A 17770-nucleotide genomic window follows, 5' to 3' on the forward strand; every position below is an offset into this window, starting at 1 on the left:
AAGACGTTTTAAAAACCGATGCCCTACGGGGAACCCAAACCGTGCAGCAAGGCCAGATCATGACGAATTCGCTTTTTGATATGTCTCTCTCCGCCCATCTGGAGCTTTTTGGCGCGTTACAAACCATGCGCCCCGCCGTGGAAGCGGCGGCAGAGCGGCTTGGGGCAGCCCTTGGGGCAGGCGGCAAGGTGCTTATTGCCGGCAACGGCGGCTCTGCGGCGGACGCTCAGCACTTTGCAGCAGAGCTTGTGGGGCGCTTTCAGTGCAACCGCAAGGCGCTGGCCTGCATCGCCCTGACCACGGACACGTCAAACCTCACGGCCATTGGCAACGACTACGGCTTCAACGATGTTTTCTCCCGTCAGGTAGAGGCACTTGCCCGCCCCGGAGATGTTTTTGTGGGCATTTCCACCTCCGGCAATTCGGCCAACATCATCGCCGCCGTCAACGAGGCCCGCGCTCAGGGCATTGCCAGCATTGCCCTGCTGGGTCGGGATGGCGGCAAGCTGGAATCGCTGGCCGACATGGCTGTTATCGTCCCCCACGATGTCACGGCCCGCATTCAGGAGGCCCACATCTTCATTCTGCACCACTGGGCCGATGTGCTTGAACGCGCCGTGGCGCAAAAATAGGCCCGACCGTAAATTCCGCAAACGGCAGGATTGCACCAAGCCCTTTCCGGCCAGTCATCGCCAAGGCATGGGCCTTGGGCAAACGCCCCCAGCGAGGTTAGCCATGGATCAGCAGAACGTAGCCCAGTTCCTTGTTTCATGCCTCAGAACCGAGGGAGTTAAGTACGTCTTCGGCATCCCCGGTGAGGAAAATATCAAATTTGTGCGGGCTGTGGCCGCCTCCGGCGACATCCGCTTTATTCTTGCCCGGCACGAGCAGGGCGCATCCCTGATGGCCGACATTTATGGCCGCCTGACAGGCAAGGCGGGCGTATGCACCGCCACTCTCGGGCCGGGGGCCATCAACCTGCTGTTGGGCGCTGCCGACGCGCAGACCAATTCAAGCCCTCTGGTGGCCATTTCCGCCCAGGTGGGGCTGAAGCGCATCTACAAGGAGTCGCACCAGATTGTTGACCTTGTGGGCATGTTCAAGCCCGTTACCAAATGGGCAGATACGGTGCTGACCCCCCAGGCCGTGCCCGAAATGGTGCGCAATGCCTTTCAGGTAGCGCAGGAGGAACGCCCCGGCGCGACCTACCTTGCCATTCCTGAAGATGTGGAAGGTGCCCCCATGCCAGAGGCCGTGCCCCTAAAGGCGGCACCCTGCGCCAAGGCCATCCCCTCCCCCGCTGCGGTGGCGGAGGCCGCCGCCCTGCTGCGCTGCGCGCGCAAGCCCGTCATCATGGCCGGGCACGGCGTGGCCCGCACAGGCAATGCCGCCGTACTGGCCGCCTTTGCCGAGCGCTACAAAATCCCCGTGGCGACGACTTTCATGGGCAAGGGCGTTATCAGCGACCGCAGCCCCCAGTCGCTGGGCGTCATCGGCTTTATGCGGCACGACTACGAAAACTGCGCTTTCGACCAGGCGGACGTGATCCTTTCCATCGGCTACGAATTGCAGGAATTCACTCCCATGCGCATCAATCCCCAATCAAACAAGCGTATCATCCATATCAACACATTCATGCCCGATGTGGACGCCCACTATAACCCCGAGGTCACCATCATGGCCGATGTGGGCCTTGCCCTGGCCTCTCTGGCCAAGGAGCTTGGGGCGGAGCCGCTGCTTTCAGCCGGACGCGGGGCGAGGATCCGCGAACTCGTGGAGGCCGAGCTTGCCAAGGGCCGTGAGAGCGACGCCTTCCCCCTCAAGCCGCAGCGCATTGTAAGCGATATTCGCGCTGCAATGGGCGATGAGGATATAGTGCTGGCCGACACCGGAGCCATCAAGATGTGGATGGCGCGCCTCTACCCCACGTATGCGCCCCTGACCTGCATTGTATCCAACGGCCTTTCCACCATGGCATTTTCCCTGCCGGGAGCCATCGGCGCGCATCTGGCCTGCCCCGAGCGCAAGGTGCTTGCCGTCATGGGCGATGGCAGCTTTTTGATGAATTCCCAGGAAATGGAAACCGCCGTGCGCGAGAATATTCCGCTCAAGATACTGATCTGGGTGGATGACAGCTACGGGCTCATCAAGTGGAAGATGGACATGGAATCCGGCTCGCACGACTGCGTGGACTTTGGCAATCCCGACTTTGTGACCTATGCCGAAAGCTTTGGCGCCAAGGGATACCGCATTGAAAGCGCCGCAGAGCTTTTGCCCACCCTGCAAAAAGCTCTGAACGAACCCGGCGTGTCGCTGGTGGCCTGCCCTGTGGACTACAGCGAGAACATGGCGCTTATCAATAGCTTGGGTGAGTTGACGCCTGCGCTGTGTGCGCTGGATGAGTTGTAGGGGATTGATATTCTTTTGACAGAGCGGCTGCACTCCTTGCTGAATGTGGCCGTTTTGTTTTTTGCGCGCCCTGGTTATTTTTTGCCCTACGGGCACTGGATTTCGCCCTTCGGCAAAGTTTGGGACGCCTGCGCGGCGCGCGATTTTGCCTTCCCGGCGCGCGATTTGAAATTTTCTGCCCTACGGGCTTGTTATTCCGCCGCCCGGCGGAGTTTGGGACGCCTGCGCGGCGTGCGATTTCGCCTCCCCGGCGCGGGGCAAAGGGGGCCTGTTAGGGGCTGCGCCCCTCCTTGGCCCCCTCTGCACTCCCCCCGGAACACCCCCTAAGAAGTGCTTTCAATTTCCGTCAAGCTACGAGGGCAACGCGTCTTATGCTGCGGGAGCTTCCTTCACTCGCTCCGCTCGCTCAGGTGATCTCCCTCCGCGACGCGTAAATGCCAGAGAACTCTTTCGCTTTGAATGTAAATCCGCTTCAGCCAACTACCATTGATACTATTACTGGTTCAGGGGACGACCTTGTACCTTTTCAGTCGCTTCAGGATATTTGTGCATCACAAACTTGAAGAAAATCAAATTCCAACACTAACATGCCTGACAGTTTCACTTCATCTACGGGATGCCAATTATCATTCAACCATAATCCGGAGGATATATTACGAGTTAGAAAAACCTGTTCGCTATCAGGGGATGGTCGTGGAGTCGCCTTCCTTAAACTCGCCGGAGCGTAACGGAGGCGATGGCTGGTGTTGGGCGAATTTGCAAAATGCGCGTTTTACGCCCTGAATGCGTCAGCGCCGGGATTTTGATGCTCACGTACTTGAGTACGCTGCGCTCAAAATCCCGGCGCTGACGCATTCAGGGCGTAAAAGTCGGGTTTGCGTAAATGCGCTCGACAGGCTCTCCCCCGCCGCCAAGCCCTTCTCTGCTTTCCTGCCTTTCTTTCCTCTTCTACTCGCCAATGCCCTCGTACAGGGCAGACGACAAATACCGCTCGCCCGCATCAGGCAGAATGACCACAATGGTCTTGCCTTCAAATTCAGGCAAGTCCGCCAGCCGCGCGGCCGCCGCTGCCGCAGCGCCAGAAGAAATACCGGCAAGAATACCCTCTTCGCGCGCCAGCCTGCGGGCAAATTCAATGGCCTCATCGTTGGCCACAGTTTCCACCCTGTCCAGCAGGCTGACATCCAGCGTTTCAGGAATAAAGCCAGCACCAATGCCCTGAATCTTGTGCGGCCCCGGTTGCAGGGGTTTGCCCGCCAGATGCTGACTGATCACGGGGCTCGCCTCAGGCTCCACGGCCACGGAAACAATGTTCTTGCCCCGCGTGTGCTTGAGATAGCGCGAAATACCCGTGATGGTGCCGCCTGTGCCCACGCCCGCCACAATGGCGTCCACCTGCCCATCTGTGTCATTCCAGATTTCCGGACCGGTGGTGGCTTCGTGTATGGCCGGATTGGCCGGGTTCTTGAACTGCTGAGGCATAAAATACGCGCTGGGGTTGGCAGCCACCAGTTCTTCGGCCTTTCTTATGGCCCCAGGCATGCCTTCCGCACCGGGTGTGAGCACCAGCTTGGCCCCCAGCATGGCCACCACGCGGCGGCGCTCGAGGCTCATTGTTTCGGGCATGGTGAGCGTAAGCTCATAGCCCTTGGCGGCGGCCACATAGGCCAGAGCAATGCCCGTATTGCCGCTGGTGGGTTCCACAATGCCAACGCCGGGGCGTAACAGGCCACGGCTCTCAGCATCGGCAATCATGGCCGCGCCAATGCGGCATTTGACGGAATAGGAGGGATTGCGGCCCTCAATCTTGGCCAGCACCAAGGCCTTGGGGCCGGCCACGCGGTTAAGCCGCACCAGAGGAGTATTGCCGATGGAAAGGGGATTATTCTGATAAATTCTGGACATATGCGTTCTCCTTGCCCGCCTTGGCGATGCTGTGTGCAATCCAGATTGTATGGTTCAGCCGTGTCGGGCGGGCATGACACCTCTGTCCCGGCATTAACTACATTAACTCGACTGACTAAGTGATAATAACAGAACTCCTGAAAGGCAAGACCTGATGCAAAAATATTTCTGCCCGCGGGGAAGAGGCGCAGGTAAACCCGCATCAAATGCTGAAATCGGGGATAGCTGCCGCCTGAGCGTCCACAAGGTCCTGAAGCGTCGTGCCGCCGTATACGTTTTCCAACGCCTGCCGCGCCCGCTGCCACAAAGGCATGAACACGCAGTCCGGCCCAAGGGAGCACTTGCGTACAGGGTTGTCGCCCTCGCAATCAAAAGGATGCACGGGGCCGTCCAGAAAACGGATAACTTCGAGCGTGGTGATCTGGCTGGCAGACCGGGCCAGCATAAAGCCGCCAGCCTTGCCGCGACGGCTGTCCACAAAGCCGCCGCGCCTGAGCTGGTTGAGGATATTTTCAAGAAAACGCGGGGGAATGGCCTGCGCCTCGGCAATCTCCTGAATGCGCGTGGGGCCGCTACCCGTGCGCTTGGCAAGCTCGAACAGGGCGCGCAAACCGTATTGGCACTTAAGTGAAACGCTCATGGGTAATCCTTGCGGGAAAAAGGCGGTACAACCGCAGGAATAAATCAGCCGAAGCTTACGGTCTCGCCGGGGGTCATTTCCACACAACGGCAGGGCAGGTGCAGATTTTCAATCTCTGCCCTGAACCCGGCTGCGCTCTGCGCCAGCACAGGGAACGTTCCCCAATGCATGGGAACAGCAGCCTTGCAGCGCAACAGTTTGCAAGCCAGGGCAGCCTGACGCGCATCCATGGTAAACACGCCGCCCACGGGCAGCAAGGCAACGTCTATGCTGTAAAGCTGGCCCCATAGCTCCATCCCGCTAAAAACACAGGTATCACCCGCATGGTATACGGTGAGGCCATCGGGCATACGCACAATGTAGCCCGCCGGAGCGCCCGAATCGCTGGAATGGTAGGCTTGCGTCATGGTCATGCTCACGCCCTTGCGGGTCAGGGTGCCGCCCATGTTAAAGCCGATGCCGTTGAGAATCTGCTCTTGGGGCACACCAGCCTCGGCCAGTTTGCCCGCCGTGCCCACAATGGCCCCCAACTGCGCCCCGGTGCGGCGGCACAGGGACACGGCATCACCCACATGGTCGCCGTGGTCGTGGGTCACCAGCACAATATCCACATCACCTGCAGCACTGGACGATACTCCCGCAGAAGGAGCAAAAAAAGGATCAATAATCACCTGCGCGCCAGGCGCGCTGATTTTGAATGCCGAATGTCCAAACCAGGTTATGTCGCTCATGCTGCCTCCAGCGTAAGACTTTAACAATTCAGGAAATACGTACCGGGAAGGAACAGAAGACGGCAAATGAAGGAGAAATGGCGTGGTACCACCTTTTGCTTGCGCTATGCTTGGCCTGTCCAGCGGGCAAGACCATGCGCTAGCCCCACCTGATCAAAGATGCGGCCACAGAACTGCTCCAGCAGTTCCTCCACGCCAGCAGGCCGCAGGTAAAAACAGGGAGAAAACGGCATGATCACCGCGCCAGCCTCGCGCAAGGCAAGCAGATTGCGCAGATGTATGGCAGAGAGCGGGCTTTCGCGCGTGACCATCACCAGAGGCAAGCGCTCCTTCAGCGCTACATCCGCAGCCCGGTGCACAAGGTTGCGCGTGGCGCCGCTGGCGATGGCCCCGACTGTTCCCATGGAGCACGGCACTAGCAGCATGGCCGCCGGTTCGCTACCACGCCGCCACCACGAGCCGCTGGCCGGGCCTGCTCCCAGATCTTCCGCAGCATACACGGTGTGCGCCAGCGCCGTGAGTAGATCGGCGTCCGCGCCGCATTCCGCCCGCAGCACGGCCCGCGCGCCATCGGAAACCACGCAATGGGTGCGCACATCGGGCATGGCCGCCAGCAGTCGCATGAGGCACAGGGCCAAGGGCATGCCGCTGGCCCCGCTCACCCCAACAAGAATATCACGCATGCATTCTCCGCATAAAATATCACCGAGCTATTGCCCCTTAGCCTGATTTTTAACGCACATTGCCGCGGCGCGCAAACCCGCCCAGCCTTGACGCGCCCCGGGGTTGGGGCCGGATGTCAACATGGCGGCTCAGGCCCACGCCTTGACAGCCGCCAGCACAAAGCATATCAGAAATGTTCTTATGCGCTCGTAGCTCAGTTGGATAGAGCGTTGGCCTCCGGAGCCAAAGGCCGTGAGTTCGAATCTCGCCGAGCGCACCATTAAGAATTCAAGCGGTTAGCTGTAAAAAGCTAGCCGCTTTTTTCTTGGTCTTTGGCAATTTGTGCCACCTGTGTGCCACTTAAAAAGATTTTACTTCGTGGAAGGTCGTGAATCTGGCATGATATGCTCATTGATATGCAATAACCAAATGGAGGCACCAATGAGTACTAATGACTTTCAAGCGTGGCTTGATGATAACGTAGACCCTGACGAGTACGGGCAGGTTGACTCACTTTATCAGGCGGTCTCTGCAACACAAGGATATGATGATGGTTTTTGGGAAATAAGCTTTAAGAACGATCAGATGTTTATTCGGAGCAACGGAGGGGATTGGCTCCGATTGGGTAGCGAAAATGCCATTTCTTGCTTTCTTGGCATGATGGACGATCAGTTCGGGAATGGCATGGGGGTTGAAGCATGGGCTGCAGCAGAGGCTGCGATTGATAATGACAAATCATAAATACACCCCCAACGATAAAAAATCCCGGCCCATGAAACTGAGTCGGGATTTTCATTTCAGGCCGTTAGGTGGCTACTGTGGGTTATTCATGGCAGCCTCCACCGACAGAGGGCGGGCATTCACTGTGAGGGTTCGCTTCGGCCTGCCCAGTGCGGCGGCTTCGCTGTATGCCCCACTGATAAGGTTCTCAAGCAAGGTTGCTGTATATTCTACATCTCCCGCACTCAAGGCTTCCAGTGCATTCAAGGCAGTTGCCCCGCGCTGCAAGCAGGATATGCACGTTTCCTTTGTTGCAGGGTTATCCAACGCCCGCGAAAGGTCTTCCGGCTTCGGTTGAAAATGGGATAAGGCCAATTCTGCTTGCATATATGCTTGAACCAGTCCGGGCAGGGTCGCAGTGGAGAATGTCAGGCTAAATTTTTTCATTGTCGGCCCCCTTATGCAGGACGGCAAACGCCGGTACTTGTTTTGCGAGCATAGCGAACGCAGAACGCGCCTTCGTCGTCTGGCTCTGCCAATTCAAAGCCACGGCGTTTTAGCGCATCCACGCCCGAGGCTTTGCTCTCCAAATAATGATATTCGATATTGTCCGCATATCTGGGGGCATACCGGGCATTAATAAGGGTACCGTGGGCTACAGGGTTTGAGAAGTTCAGGCAGAGATATCTGTGTATATCTTTTTTGTTGAAGCCGAAGCTTTCTTCTGTGGCCGTGGTCAGATTCCAAGTTGTGCCGTCTAGCAACGTGCCAGACAGGCCTGCCAGCTTTGCGCGGTAGTACACATCCAGCAGCTCGAGAGTTTTTTGCCGCACAGCCTTGGTCAGAGTTTGTCCGTTGCACTTTGGCAGGACGGCAGATAGCATACTCATAGCTTTGACCTCCTATCGGTCATGGTTAGGCTCGGTTGGGAATCACTACTTCCCTGCCGGGCTATTTTGTTTACTCGCCGCGCATGTAGTCATCGAGGGCGGCTTTTGTGGTTCGCCATTCTCTGCCGACTTTTCGGGCCTGCACTTCCCCATTTTGAAAAAGCCTCAGCATGACATTGCGCCCAACGCGCAAGTATTCTTGTGCTTCCTCCAATGTAAGGGGGCGGGTGCTCTTTTCTTCGTCCGTCAATGGAGCGATCATTTTCCCTCCTTGTTTGTTGTGCTTTACTTTGGGGGATAAATTTGTTTATGTCAATTTAAAGTTGAAATAAGTTTCGTAAAGTTTACATATCACTCTTATGAGACATGGCCCAAAAACAAATATTCAATGATTATCTGCGTTTCACAAAACGACCCTGAGCACATAAAATTATTGTGCTACGAATATGGTGCAGCGTGTTATACATTTTTCCGTGAAACGATTTACCCGGCAGAGATAAAGCCTGAGTCCTTGTTTCTTCTGGTGCGGGCTGATAGCAATGAATAACAACAGAGGGGGGGGTAAATATGGAATGGTTATCGCCGTTGTTCATTTTATGCGTTGGCATGGCAATCGTATCAAATTTGAATACCATTTCTAGCCAACTATCTCGCATTGAAGATTTACTCCGTGAGAATAACGACCAAAATGAAAAAAATTGGTTGGAGTTAGGTTCAATTTCTAGTGATATTTACGGGTTGAGAAAGAAAATTCCCAATCGAATTGAAATTGACCCCGTAACCGGCTCAGAAACAATTCGTGAATAAGGCGAACCCAAATGGCCCGGAATAATCCTTTCCATGTGGGGATTACGCCGGGCCGTGTTGTTTGTGGGGGCTTGGGGTGCCGGGGTAGCCTTCCCCTTTTGCCGTGCCTATCGAACCGAAGGTGAAGCGAACAAAGGTTGAACAACAGAAGAACAACGGATGAACCAAGAGCGAAGCTCGGATGAAGCTCGGATGAAGCGCGGAGAAGTTAGCTTTTTACCGATGCCGCGCAGTACGCGCACGCGCACGCGCGCGAGGTTTAGGCTACGCACAGAAAGCGACACCCTAAACGACACCTAAAAAGAGCCGTTACACAGGGTGCTAGCCGCTCAAGCGGTCAGGCTTTCCAGTGAGGCTTGATACACGCCGTCAGGGATATTCACCGTCATTTCCTGCCCGGTCTTAGGGCAAACCACCGTTTGTCCTGTGTGCCGGGTGTCGAGGCAATCCCAGCAGGCTTGCCCGCTGTCAAAGTCCATTGCCGCCGAACCGCCTTCATAGCGTTCACGCTGATACCTCAGCCCATGCCGCCGTATGTAGTCCCACACGTCTGAGCGTTGCCAGTGCAGGAGAGGAGTAACCCGCACCCCGCCACCAGCCGGAGCAATGCTTTCACCCTGCCACGGCTCCCCTTGGTTCATATCGCTCGTAAACGCGCATTTCAGAATGTCACTTGATCTTTGACCCGTAACGAACATATTCCACGCGCCTTTTAGCCCTTGAGGGGCCAATGGTGCCGATAAGATTTCATGCCTTGCGCAAGTGAATGGGCCAGAATCGCCCCGCTTATCTTTTGAGTGCAAGAATGCGCTTGTTGAAAGAAGCTGCCCATTGAAGGCATAAGCACCGAGCAAGAGGAAATTGTCACCGTTCTGGCAAAGCTGAAAACAGGTGGGCGGCATGAAAAAGGCGCACAAGTTTTGCTCTGTCAGCTCCTGCAAAGCCCATTTCCAACGCCAAGACGAGCTGCCGTAGATATGCCCAAGAAAGATCACGGCAGGGGAAGGGTGAACTTGCCGCAACAGGTGAAGGGCAACAATGCTGTCTTTGCCCCCGCTCCAGAACATTGCCGGGTTGTCATGCCCTGCTAGGGCTTTTTCAATCGTTGCCAGGGCATCACGTTCAAGCTGATTCATGCGGCTTCACCTCCCTCAGTGCCGTCACCATGCGCCCGAACCAACGCGGCAAGCCGGGTTTGCTGTTCCTTCAAAAACTTCTCTAGCAGGCTGTGAACCATGTATTCGCCGCCTTCACGGCTCCCGCACCAGTGAACATGCAGGCCGTAGCGAACAGACCACGCAGCCAGAGTTTGCAGCAGGCTTTGCGGTGTCATGGCGCTGCGGTAGTTGTGGCGGCGCACATCGTCCATTGAGGACTCAATCACCAGCCCGAAGTATTCCAGCCCCCGGCCCCTCTCGCACTCACGCTTGAACCGTTCCCGTCCTGCCGTGAGTGTTCCGCACAGGTCGGAAAGGCTCTTTCGCTCAAGGGCAATGCGGTCAGTCAGGCCGTGCAAACTGTAGTCACCAGTTTGCAGCGTACCCACCTCCACGGTAACGCCCGCATATTTGGGGGCATTGAAGGCATAGGGGGCTTGTTCTCGGCTGTCCTGAACTATGCGCATGTAGTCACCCCCAAGAAAATCCGATTTTGATAAGAATGAGCGTTCATTTTTTGCCCTCCCTTACACGACTTCGGGCCGGGTGCTTTTTGACGATCCTGCGGCCTGAAATGGCTTACTGTGCCGAGTGGAAATTGAACCCAGCACATTCTTGCCCGCTGCGGTTTGCCTGAAATTGGCAGCCCGGCGTTTCTCTCTCGTTCCTGCCGTGACATTCGGGCTTTTGCCCATGCGAAACGGGAAGGCGGGACAAGGGCCAGCGGCGGCGGTGTCGCCTTGGCAGTCGTCAACCTGCCCTTGGTTCCCGGCTTGGCATTCTTCAACGCAGTATGCGCGGATAGTTTTCAAGGGGCGGTGCTTCCCTGCGGGCAAGGCCACGCCCAAGCGGTAGGCGTAAAAGGGACAAGCGGAGTGCTGGCATTCAGTCACGTTTGCGGAAACGCCGCCCTGACATTGCAGGCAGAACTTGCGAATAGCTTCAAGTGCGGTAAGTTTTTTCATGGCTATATCCTTTATGTGGCAAGCGCGTAGGTGGTTGAGTTGCGAGAAGCGAAGGCCAGCACACCGGGTATCCACTCCATGACGCTGGGGATGTCGGGATTAATGGGCCATGTCAGCGCGGCCCGGTGCATGTCGCCCAGGTCTTTAGCTCCCACGGCAGGGGTAAGGATTGCTTGCGGATAAGCTGCACTCCATCTCTGCCAGGCGACTTGCCCGCCTTCGTCATTGTCGGGGCAAGCCAGCAGCAAGGGGGCAGCCTGGATAAAAGCGTGGGTGTCTGAATCCAGCCCCTTCATGTTGCCCATGAGGGCTACAGCGGCCAGTTTTCCGAATGATTCTTGCCAGACTAGAACGGCATCAAGAGCGGATTCAACCAGAAGCAACGGAAGCCCGGCACGTCCAGCAATAAACGGCACGTTGCCGCTTCCCTGCGTCTGCCAATATTTGGGGCGGCTTTCGGGGCGATCATCAGCACAGCGCACGGTTAGGGCTACGGTTCCGGCCTTCCGGCGTGTGGCAATGACAAGGGCACAGGGCAAGAGCAGCTTGTCACGCATGCCGCCGCCTGCCAGCTCAACAACGGGCAAGCCCCACGATTCGCGCAGGATATAGCGATCAGCAGGGTTCCAGCCTATGCCGCAATCAAGCGCGGTGTACGGGGTCAGGAAGCGCCCGCAGATGGCAAGCAATGCTTCGGGGATAGTTTCAAGCCCACGCTGGCACTCAGCGAGAAACGCGGAGGCGCTGCCCATCCATTCCTTGCAGGGCATAACGGCTGGCTCAGGCTTGGGCGGTACATAGGCCATCTGTGTCGGGAGCGCCGGACGGGGCCGGACATGTGTGCGCCGTGTAGATAGCAAGCTTGTGGTGTGTTTCTGCTCAAGGCCCAAAGCTGCGCAGGCTTCGGGGTAGCTCATGCCCATAAACTCGCGCATGAACTGGATGCCGTCACCCTGAGAGCCGCACCCACGGCAAAGGTAAGCTCCACCGCGCGGCCTGTCGGGCCAAACAATAAAGCGATCTTCACCGCCGCACTGAGGGCATGGCCCGGCGAATTCGTGCGGCCCCTTGGGCTTCATGGCAGAAGTAAGAAAAGTCAGAATACTATTCATGGGACAGCCCCCCATCACCTAAGCCGGACAGATGGACAGGGTCTAAAGACCCCTGTCCGTGTCCGTCCGTCTGTTTGGTGCTTTGGGCAGCAAGACATGTCCGGCCAATGTCCGGCAATTGTCCGTGTCCGGCTAATTCCTTTGTGCTGTAATAATCGTTAGTTACAAAAATTAGCCCACGACTGACCAATTCTTTCCTGCCACGGTCAAAGGCTCGGCACTTCGTGTCCGGCTTGTCCGCCGTATGTCCGGCATAAAAAATCGGTCGCCAATCTTCCAAATGGACAGAGTCAGCCCCCGCCGCTTCAAGGGCAGCACAAAGGCTATCCAGGGTGTAACGCTGATTGTCCGCCAAGGGCTTTTCGTCCTGCACGGCTTCCCCATCGGGCAACGCCACGCAGCTTGTGATCCTGTCGCCGTCTTCATCTGGCCCAAGGTCAACCACGGCCAAGCGGAATGGGTGCTTTTCGCCTTCACCGCCGCCATCTTTTACTTTGACTGCTTTCCATTCGCGGCTTTGGCCGTTTCTGGTGGCCTCAATACAACAATCCCAACTTGGTAACTGTGTGGACGAACCTCGCGCCCCACGGGTTAGGTCTTTGCCCGCATGGTGAACTAGCAGAACAAAACAATCCTTGCGGGCGGCAAGCTGTTTGCAACCTTCGATAAGCAAGGTCATGTCGTCAGTGCGGTTTTCATCAAGTCCCACGCTGGCGCAAGCCTGTGTATCCACAATGCAAAGACAAACATCGGGAAGGCTGGCCGCGATAGCTTCAAGGTCTTCCGGCTTGTAAAACGTGGTGGGGGCGGTTCCTATACTTAGGTTCGGGGGCAATTCTTCGCCGTGATAGGCGATATACGCGGCAAGGCGGTTGCGCGTGCCTTCTTGGCCCTCAAGGCTAAAAATGGTCACTGGCGCGGCCTTGGTCTTATGGCCGTACCAAACAGCCCCACGGGCCACATGTACGGCAAGATCAAAGCTCAGGAATGATTTACCCGCCGTGCTTGCCCCGTATATCTGGCCAATACCCCGCGCAGGGATTAACCCTTTGACACGCCAGCGCAGCGGGGGGCATTCCAGAACAATGCCCACGCTTACCAGAGGATAAGGGGTAACGGCAGATTCCGGCGGGGTCTGCGGTTCTTCCTTTACCGGGGTTGCAGCTAGAAAGTCCGCTTGAGCCTTGGCAATTGCTGATTGATCAAGCGTTGTCATGCGAAACCTCCCACGGTTGACCAGGGAAGAAATCACATGCGTAATCACCTTTTTTTACCTTATGTCCGCAAAACTGGCATATTCTGCGCACCCTGGCCTGCGGGGTAATTACTTCTCGGCAGTAGAAACAACCATCTATGCAACGGTTGTTTGAAGGTGTGGCGATGGAATATTCTTGACGAACAGGCCGAGCATGGGGCAGGCTAACATTGCTTGGTGCTGCTCCCACGCTGCACAATTTTTCAGGCTCTGGACGCTGCAACGCCCAGGGCCTTTCTTGTTCAACGGCTGCCATGCTAAGCAGCCCTCCCCCGCAAGTTTGGGCGTGTCTGACTGTGAATCCACAGGACAGCATCTTTACGATCACAAACTCTGCGCTTTCCCGAAATAAAGCTGCTAGGGCCATGTCCTTCACTGATTTTGTTGTGAAGACTGCCAACGTGTTTGTATCCAGCCTGACGGGCGACCCATTCAAGCGGCACAATCTCAGCCGGGGCAGCTTCATACATGCGCTGAAAGACTTCGGGCAATTCCTTGATTTCGATTGGCAGGGCATTAATGTCCATAACCTTCCCCTTTGCTGTGTTGAGGTTGAAGTGTATGAACATAAATTACAGTCAGCCCGCCCCCATGTGACCCACCAAAAAAAATACAAAGATGATAATTTTGCTAGAATTGTACTTCTAAATAAAAAAGCCGGGTTCCCCCGGCCTGAATAAGTAGCAGCACTGAATACTCTACATGTTATTTTTTCTTTTGGTTCACATGGTAAGCATAGTCACGAGCACGGTTATTTCTGTCGGCTTTTGCGTCAGCAAAAGGGATTCCCCTTGCAAGCCCGGAAGCTAACCACTGGGGAATTTTATCCCAATCCTTATTTTGATGCTCGCAGAGTAAGCGCATAATCGTTCCTAGCGCCACACCTTCGCTACGCAAGCGGTCTGCAAAACCCTTTGGAGTTTCACCGTCTTTAGGTTCCATACTATTTTGGCTGGTCGCCTGTTCGCCCAATGCGTAACGCATGGCGTCTGTGTAAGATTCCCATTCCTCTGGTGAACAATTGTGCTTTTTATAAACCATCTCCATGATTTCAAGCTCTGTCCCGCTTGGAGATTCAACGAATTCAGAATCCGTGCTTGCATCAACCGTGATCACCCTAGGGGGTATGCGTTTTTCTTCTGTAATTTCATCAAATGTAACGATTGCTGGCTGCTTGATAGGCATAAAACCCCCTTGAAGGGTATCCCTTGAATATTCCCCCGGCAGCGGTCAAGGTTCCGCTTTTCGGCTCGGTTAATTACTCCGAACCTAGCCGGGGAAAATATTTGCTTTTCTCAGTCGTTCTTAAACCTTGTCACCTTTGCACCAGCAGGCCGGGCTGGTTCCGCATTGGCCGCAAGATCAAGGCATTCGTCAATGACAGATGCCGCCCGTTTCATGGCTTCGTCTGCCAAGTGCGCATATCTCTGTGTCATTTGTGGGCTGCCGTGCGTCATGAGCTTTTGCAGGGTGAACAAGTCCACCTTGCCGCTACTGGCAAGCCATGAGGCATAAGTGTGGCGCAGGCCATGCAGGGGGCGAAAATCAGCAGGAAGGCCTGCCTCTTTGCGCAGGGCGTTAAGAAAGCGGCGAAGTTCAACGCGCTTCCCCCCATCTTTGCCGGGGAACACATACGGGCTAGCAGTATGCTCTATGCCCTCAAGAATGCCCCTTGCCGCTGCTGTCATAGGAATTTGCGAGGTTTTGCCGCTCTTGGCTGACTCGCCCCGCAAGGTAATATGCCCGGTGCGAAAATCCAGATCATCCCATTGCAGGGCCAGCAACGCACCTCGGCGCATACCCGTTGCCAAAGCCAGACGAACCAGTGAAGCAAGGTTTTGATCTTTGGCCGCGTCCAGGGCATCAATCAAGGCGCGGCCTTGCTCCGGCGTAAGACATTCGGTCTTTTGGTTGTCGAGCTTGGGCATAATGAATTGTAGGCCAGCGGGGCGTGAACAAAGCTCTTGCCTCGCCCCAAAATTGATAAGGCGGCGCAGTAACTCAAGAACGTGCTGTATTGTCTGCGGAGATTTGCCTTGCAATTCAAGCTCTTTTGCCAACGCGCTGACTTCATGCGTTTTTATGGCCTCTGGCTGGCGACCATAGAAAGCAGAGAGGTGTTGAAAATTGCTTGAATCTGCTGGCCCATTGGAATATTCGCCCTTCGCCTCTCGGTAGATTGCCCAAAGCCGTATAATTGTCGGCCTTGCACGCTCTGCTTCACGAGCAGCTTTCGCTTGCGCTCTCTTTTCCTGCAAGGTGGCAGGGCCATTGCCCGTTCTGGCTGCTTCCTTGAGCTTGGCAAGCTCTGCCCGCGCCTTTGCAAGCGTCCAGCCCTCAGAAGCCCAGCCCAAGGCCTCTTGCTTCTTTTGCCCGTCCACAGTGAAGCGAAGTACAAAATAGAGATCAGGCTTAACACCATGCTTGCGGGTAGGGTGTACTCTGGCCCTAATGCCCTCATCCAACTTTTGCCATTCACTCGCCATGCTGTGCCACCTTCGATTTGTGCCACCGTTGTGCCACCAAAAGGGCATGAAAGGGGCCATAAAATCGTGAAAGTTTGTGAATGTAAAATATCCATAATGTGGCTTGTAGTCAATATTTTGCGGTGTATTCATGAAGCCTAATGAAAGGAGGTGTAATTTACATTCTTCGGCCTCCGGAGCCAAAGGCCGTGAGTTCGAATCTCGCCGGGCGCACCATTAAAAGACAAAAGGTTGGATGCAGACTATGCACCCAACCTTTTTTCATTCTAGGAGCTGGTTAGCATGCGTGTATAGCAATTAACCATGCACGTAAGGCTTAATAAATTTTTCTATCTCCCGCACCGCCGAATTCACCTTGGTTTGAATAGCGTCACCTTTGCGTGAATAAATAATCTGCCTTAATTCACGATATCTATTTCGCTCCTCATCATCACGAAATCTGCCATTTTTTTGATTATAATCTTCAGTATATTCTTCAATACTGTCTCTCAGCACATAACACACTTCTTCAATGGGCTGAAAAAGTTCACGTAATTTTTTATCAAGTATAATTTCAGATTCAAATAACAGGAAATCCATTTCACTAATTGTTTTTAGGGTATATTTGAATCTGCTCTTCATCTCTCTATCTGAAGAATAACGAAGCTGTTCTCTTTCAGGAATAGGTTTACCATCCTCATTGTGCGTGAAGATGGAAATTTTACGGACAGATGATCTGCAATACTCAATATCTCGCCTGATCTGATACACCTTGAGCATCAGCCGTTTGGCAACATCAAACTGGGAAGTGCCTTTGAGCTGCCTGCGCCACGTTCTCAGCCCTTGCCACGCGACCCAGACGCCACATCCCGCAATTATGAGCGTCAGCCAATCCTTGGCGATAGAGATATAGCCTAGCAATGACGGTTGAATATCCATCCAATCACCCTTCTCTATACGTCTGACAGCGCAACACCCCGCAGATTATCCGAGCCTGCTGACCACAGCTTCGAGTCTGGTCCTAACCATTGCTTCCTTTTCCAGCTTCTGCTGCAATTCGGCAATGGCGGCCTCGGCTTTTTCAATGGTGCCGCACAGCCCCCCGAGCAGTGAAAACGCGCCGCCCTCAAGAAACTCAGCATTCTCCACTGCTCCCGCATAGGGGCTGCCGCCAAGGCGTTGCCAGCGGGCATAGTCCCGCTGCCATTCAGGAAAACAGGTGGCGGTGAGGCCGTCATTCCATAACTTGTACGCTCCAAAGGCATGCACCACTGGCGCAAAGGCCGCCGCCGGATTACGCGGATGCATATTGAACCCCTGGGGTAGTTGAAAAACGCTCTGCGGGTACTGCCGCAGCAGCATCTGCGCCAGCAGGTTAAAGGCCGCCTGATCGGGATAGCGCAGCATTCTGCCGTGCCGGAAAATGAACTCCAGACACCCCTGCCGCAAGGCGTCCGGCGCTGGCAAATCATTGCGGAATACAATGACCCCCGAATTCAGGTTGTCTGCGCCGCCGTCAAACCCCTCAATAGGTTCGTGCAGATTGATCTGCGCAGGCTTGGCCCCTGGCGGGTCTGAAAATTCGGGATCTTCCAGCGCCAGCCCAAGGGGGCCGCAATCAAAAAGCCCTTCCAGACTATCCTGAACCAGCACGTCCGCATCAAGCCATACAACAGATGTATAGCGTTGCAGCAAGTCAAAGCAGTCAAATTTGGCCAGACTGAGCGGAGAAAAAACCTCCAGCGCCTCAGCCGTCAGCTTTGCGGGAACAGGCGTAAAGGGCACAAGCTGCGCGCCAAGGTTGCGCAATATCGCGGCATCGGTTTCCAGTAGGGAGTCATCACAAAAAACGATGATGTCGGCCTCCATTTCCGGATTATGCCGCCGAAGCGCCAGCAGTACCGTGCCAGCGGCAAAGGCCCAGTTGCCGGTTACGCCTGTGACCACCGCGCGCGGAAACCTCACGTCAATGCGGCCTTCAAATGCATCATGCATGGCTGGCTCCTGATGTCGCTTTGCGCAGCCCGCAGGCTGCTCGATGTCCCCGGCCC

Annotated in this window: 21 protein-coding genes and 1 tRNA gene; 6 read left to right on the forward strand and 16 right to left on the reverse strand. The window is 55.4% G+C overall.

Annotation, left to right across the window (positions count from 1 at the left end; genetic code table 11):
- Window positions 1-59: 59 nt before the first annotated feature.
- Entirely contained in the window at window positions 60-632 is a 573-nt protein-coding gene (gene gmhA / locus NE637_RS06765; protein ID WP_215647549.1) for a D-sedoheptulose 7-phosphate isomerase, read from the forward strand.
- A 103-nt stretch (window positions 633-735) separates the two neighbouring features.
- On the forward strand, window positions 736-2409 hold the full coding sequence (locus tag NE637_RS06770; RefSeq protein WP_192113209.1) for an acetolactate synthase large subunit: 1674 nt from the start codon (window positions 736-738) through the stop codon (window positions 2407-2409).
- A 948-nt stretch (window positions 2410-3357) separates the two neighbouring features.
- Here NE637_RS06770 and cysK read toward each other — a convergent pair.
- From cysK to NE637_RS06790, 4 genes are all read right to left on the reverse strand, one after another.
- Entirely contained in the window at window positions 3358-4314 is a 957-nt protein-coding gene (gene cysK, locus NE637_RS06775) for a cysteine synthase A (protein WP_227118137.1), read from the reverse strand.
- Window positions 4315-4516: 202 nt separating this feature from the next.
- On the reverse strand, window positions 4517-4954 hold the full coding sequence (locus NE637_RS06780) for an RrF2 family transcriptional regulator (protein ID WP_192113207.1): 438 nt from the start codon (window positions 4952-4954) through the stop codon (window positions 4517-4519).
- A 44-nt stretch (window positions 4955-4998) separates the two neighbouring features.
- Window positions 4999-5685, reverse strand: a complete 687-nt coding sequence (locus NE637_RS06785) for a metal-dependent hydrolase (protein WP_227118138.1) — start codon at window positions 5683-5685, stop codon at window positions 4999-5001.
- 104 nt (window positions 5686-5789) lie between these two features.
- A complete protein-coding gene (locus NE637_RS06790; protein ID WP_192113205.1) occupies window positions 5790-6368 on the reverse strand; it encodes a UbiX family flavin prenyltransferase in 579 nt (192 codons plus the stop codon).
- Between the two features lie 183 nt (window positions 6369-6551).
- Here NE637_RS06790 and NE637_RS06795 point away from each other — a divergent pair.
- Together NE637_RS06795 and NE637_RS06800 are read left to right on the forward strand one after the other, a co-directional pair.
- A tRNA-Arg gene (locus NE637_RS06795) sits at window positions 6552-6628 on the forward strand.
- 161 nt (window positions 6629-6789) lie between these two features.
- Window positions 6790-7089: a hypothetical protein gene (locus NE637_RS06800; protein ID WP_256267622.1), complete on the forward strand. Its 300-nt coding sequence runs from the start codon at window positions 6790-6792 to the stop codon at window positions 7087-7089.
- 72 nt (window positions 7090-7161) lie between these two features.
- Here NE637_RS06800 and NE637_RS06805 read toward each other — a convergent pair whose 3' ends face one another.
- The 3 genes from NE637_RS06805 to NE637_RS06815 all read right to left on the reverse strand — a co-directional run bounded on the left by NE637_RS06805 (window position 7162) and on the right by NE637_RS06815 (window position 8220).
- Window positions 7162-7515, reverse strand: a complete 354-nt coding sequence (locus NE637_RS06805) for a hypothetical protein (RefSeq protein ID WP_227118140.1) — start codon at window positions 7513-7515, stop codon at window positions 7162-7164.
- A gap of 11 nt (window positions 7516-7526) precedes the next feature.
- Entirely contained in the window at window positions 7527-7958 is a 432-nt protein-coding gene (locus NE637_RS06810; protein WP_227118141.1) for a hypothetical protein, read from the reverse strand.
- A gap of 70 nt (window positions 7959-8028) precedes the next feature.
- Window positions 8029-8220 carry a helix-turn-helix domain-containing protein gene (locus NE637_RS06815; protein WP_227118142.1) on the reverse strand — a complete coding sequence of 64 codons (192 nt, stop codon included), beginning with the start codon at window positions 8218-8220 and terminating at the stop codon, window positions 8029-8031.
- A gap of 305 nt (window positions 8221-8525) precedes the next feature.
- On the opposite strand from NE637_RS06815, the gene NE637_RS06820 reads away from it, so the two are divergent.
- Window positions 8526-8765 carry a hypothetical protein gene (locus NE637_RS06820; RefSeq protein ID WP_227118143.1) on the forward strand — a complete coding sequence of 80 codons (240 nt, stop codon included), beginning with the start codon at window positions 8526-8528 and terminating at the stop codon, window positions 8763-8765.
- A gap of 329 nt (window positions 8766-9094) precedes the next feature.
- Here the strand turns inward: NE637_RS06820 and NE637_RS06825 are convergent, their stop codons facing one another.
- Genes NE637_RS06825 through NE637_RS06845 form a run of 5 tightly spaced genes read right to left on the reverse strand, consistent with a single transcriptional unit; the run spans window position 9095 to window position 13215 of the window.
- Window positions 9095-9901 (reverse strand): phosphoadenosine phosphosulfate reductase domain-containing protein, encoded by an 807-nt coding sequence (locus NE637_RS06825; RefSeq protein ID WP_227118144.1) that lies wholly within the window; start codon window positions 9899-9901, stop codon window positions 9095-9097.
- Complete coding sequence (locus tag NE637_RS06830) at window positions 9898-10389, reverse strand: ERCC4 domain-containing protein (protein ID WP_227118145.1); 492 nt, start codon at window positions 10387-10389, stop codon at window positions 9898-9900. Before NE637_RS06830 ends, NE637_RS06825 begins: the two co-directional genes overlap by 4 nt.
- Window positions 10390-10449: 60 nt before the next feature.
- Window positions 10450-10887 (reverse strand): hypothetical protein, encoded by a 438-nt coding sequence (locus NE637_RS06835; protein ID WP_227118146.1) that lies wholly within the window; start codon window positions 10885-10887, stop codon window positions 10450-10452.
- An 11-nt stretch (window positions 10888-10898) separates the two neighbouring features.
- A complete protein-coding gene (locus tag NE637_RS06840) occupies window positions 10899-11999 on the reverse strand; it encodes a primase-helicase zinc-binding domain-containing protein (protein WP_227118147.1) in 1101 nt (366 codons plus the stop codon).
- Window positions 11992-13215, reverse strand: a complete 1224-nt coding sequence (locus tag NE637_RS06845; RefSeq protein ID WP_227118148.1) for an AAA family ATPase — start codon at window positions 13213-13215, stop codon at window positions 11992-11994. The genes NE637_RS06840 and NE637_RS06845 overlap by 8 nt, the downstream gene beginning before the upstream one ends.
- Before the next feature lie 404 nt (window positions 13216-13619).
- On the opposite strand from NE637_RS06845, the gene NE637_RS06850 reads away from it, so the two are divergent.
- Window positions 13620-13934 (forward strand): hypothetical protein, encoded by a 315-nt coding sequence (locus NE637_RS06850; RefSeq protein ID WP_256267623.1) that lies wholly within the window; start codon window positions 13620-13622, stop codon window positions 13932-13934.
- 25 nt (window positions 13935-13959) lie between these two features.
- On the opposite strand, the gene NE637_RS06855 is transcribed toward NE637_RS06850, so the two are convergent.
- From NE637_RS06855 to NE637_RS06870, 4 genes are all read right to left on the reverse strand, one after another.
- Window positions 13960-14439 carry a hypothetical protein gene (locus tag NE637_RS06855; protein WP_227118150.1) on the reverse strand — a complete coding sequence of 160 codons (480 nt, stop codon included), beginning with the start codon at window positions 14437-14439 and terminating at the stop codon, window positions 13960-13962.
- 110 nt (window positions 14440-14549) lie between these two features.
- Window positions 14550-15923: a site-specific integrase gene (locus tag NE637_RS06860; protein ID WP_227124393.1), complete on the reverse strand. Its 1374-nt coding sequence runs from the start codon at window positions 15921-15923 to the stop codon at window positions 14550-14552.
- 114 nt (window positions 15924-16037) lie between these two features.
- A complete protein-coding gene (locus NE637_RS06865) occupies window positions 16038-16658 on the reverse strand; it encodes a hypothetical protein (RefSeq protein ID WP_227118152.1) in 621 nt (206 codons plus the stop codon).
- A 45-nt stretch (window positions 16659-16703) separates the two neighbouring features.
- The gene (locus NE637_RS06870) at window positions 16704-17714 is read right to left on the reverse strand and encodes a glycosyltransferase (RefSeq protein ID WP_227118153.1); all 1011 of its coding nucleotides are present in this window, start codon (window positions 17712-17714) and stop codon (window positions 16704-16706) included.
- Window positions 17715-17770: the final 56 nt, after the last annotated feature.

The sequence above is a fragment of the Desulfovibrio desulfuricans genome, assembly GCF_024460775.1.
GTDB lineage: Bacteria > Desulfobacterota > Desulfovibrionia > Desulfovibrionales > Desulfovibrionaceae > Desulfovibrio > Desulfovibrio desulfuricans_E.

Excerpts from the sequence above, each read along its gene's own strand:
- gmhA (WP_215647549.1), top strand. The coding sequence starts at position 60 with ATGACGAATTCGCTTTTTGATATGTCTCTCTCCGCCCATCTGGAGCTT.
- NE637_RS06770 (WP_192113209.1), top strand. The coding sequence starts at position 736 with ATGGATCAGCAGAACGTAGCCCAGTTCCTTGTTTCATGCCTCAGAACC.
- cysK (WP_227118137.1), bottom strand. The coding sequence starts at position 4,314 with ATGTCCAGAATTTATCAGAATAATCCCCTTTCCATCGGCAATACTCCT.
- NE637_RS06780 (WP_192113207.1), bottom strand. The coding sequence starts at position 4,954 with ATGAGCGTTTCACTTAAGTGCCAATACGGTTTGCGCGCCCTGTTCGAG.
- NE637_RS06785 (WP_227118138.1), bottom strand. The coding sequence starts at position 5,685 with ATGAGCGACATAACCTGGTTTGGACATTCGGCATTCAAAATCAGCGCG.
- NE637_RS06790 (WP_192113205.1), bottom strand. The coding sequence starts at position 6,368 with ATGCGTGATATTCTTGTTGGGGTGAGCGGGGCCAGCGGCATGCCCTTG.
- NE637_RS06800 (WP_256267622.1), top strand. The coding sequence starts at position 6,790 with ATGAGTACTAATGACTTTCAAGCGTGGCTTGATGATAACGTAGACCCT.
- NE637_RS06805 (WP_227118140.1), bottom strand. The coding sequence starts at position 7,515 with ATGAAAAAATTTAGCCTGACATTCTCCACTGCGACCCTGCCCGGACTG.
- NE637_RS06810 (WP_227118141.1), bottom strand. The coding sequence starts at position 7,958 with ATGAGTATGCTATCTGCCGTCCTGCCAAAGTGCAACGGACAAACTCTG.
- NE637_RS06815 (WP_227118142.1), bottom strand. The coding sequence starts at position 8,220 with ATGATCGCTCCATTGACGGACGAAGAAAAGAGCACCCGCCCCCTTACA.
- NE637_RS06820 (WP_227118143.1), top strand. The coding sequence starts at position 8,526 with ATGGAATGGTTATCGCCGTTGTTCATTTTATGCGTTGGCATGGCAATC.
- NE637_RS06825 (WP_227118144.1), bottom strand. The coding sequence starts at position 9,901 with ATGAATCAGCTTGAACGTGATGCCCTGGCAACGATTGAAAAAGCCCTA.
- NE637_RS06830 (WP_227118145.1), bottom strand. The coding sequence starts at position 10,389 with ATGCGCATAGTTCAGGACAGCCGAGAACAAGCCCCCTATGCCTTCAAT.
- NE637_RS06835 (WP_227118146.1), bottom strand. The coding sequence starts at position 10,887 with ATGAAAAAACTTACCGCACTTGAAGCTATTCGCAAGTTCTGCCTGCAA.
- NE637_RS06840 (WP_227118147.1), bottom strand. The coding sequence starts at position 11,999 with ATGAATAGTATTCTGACTTTTCTTACTTCTGCCATGAAGCCCAAGGGG.
- NE637_RS06845 (WP_227118148.1), bottom strand. The coding sequence starts at position 13,215 with ATGACAACGCTTGATCAATCAGCAATTGCCAAGGCTCAAGCGGACTTT.
- NE637_RS06850 (WP_256267623.1), top strand. The coding sequence starts at position 13,620 with ATGTCCTTCACTGATTTTGTTGTGAAGACTGCCAACGTGTTTGTATCC.
- NE637_RS06855 (WP_227118150.1), bottom strand. The coding sequence starts at position 14,439 with ATGCCTATCAAGCAGCCAGCAATCGTTACATTTGATGAAATTACAGAA.
- NE637_RS06865 (WP_227118152.1), bottom strand. The coding sequence starts at position 16,658 with ATGGATATTCAACCGTCATTGCTAGGCTATATCTCTATCGCCAAGGAT.
- NE637_RS06870 (WP_227118153.1), bottom strand. The coding sequence starts at position 17,714 with ATGCATGATGCATTTGAAGGCCGCATTGACGTGAGGTTTCCGCGCGCG.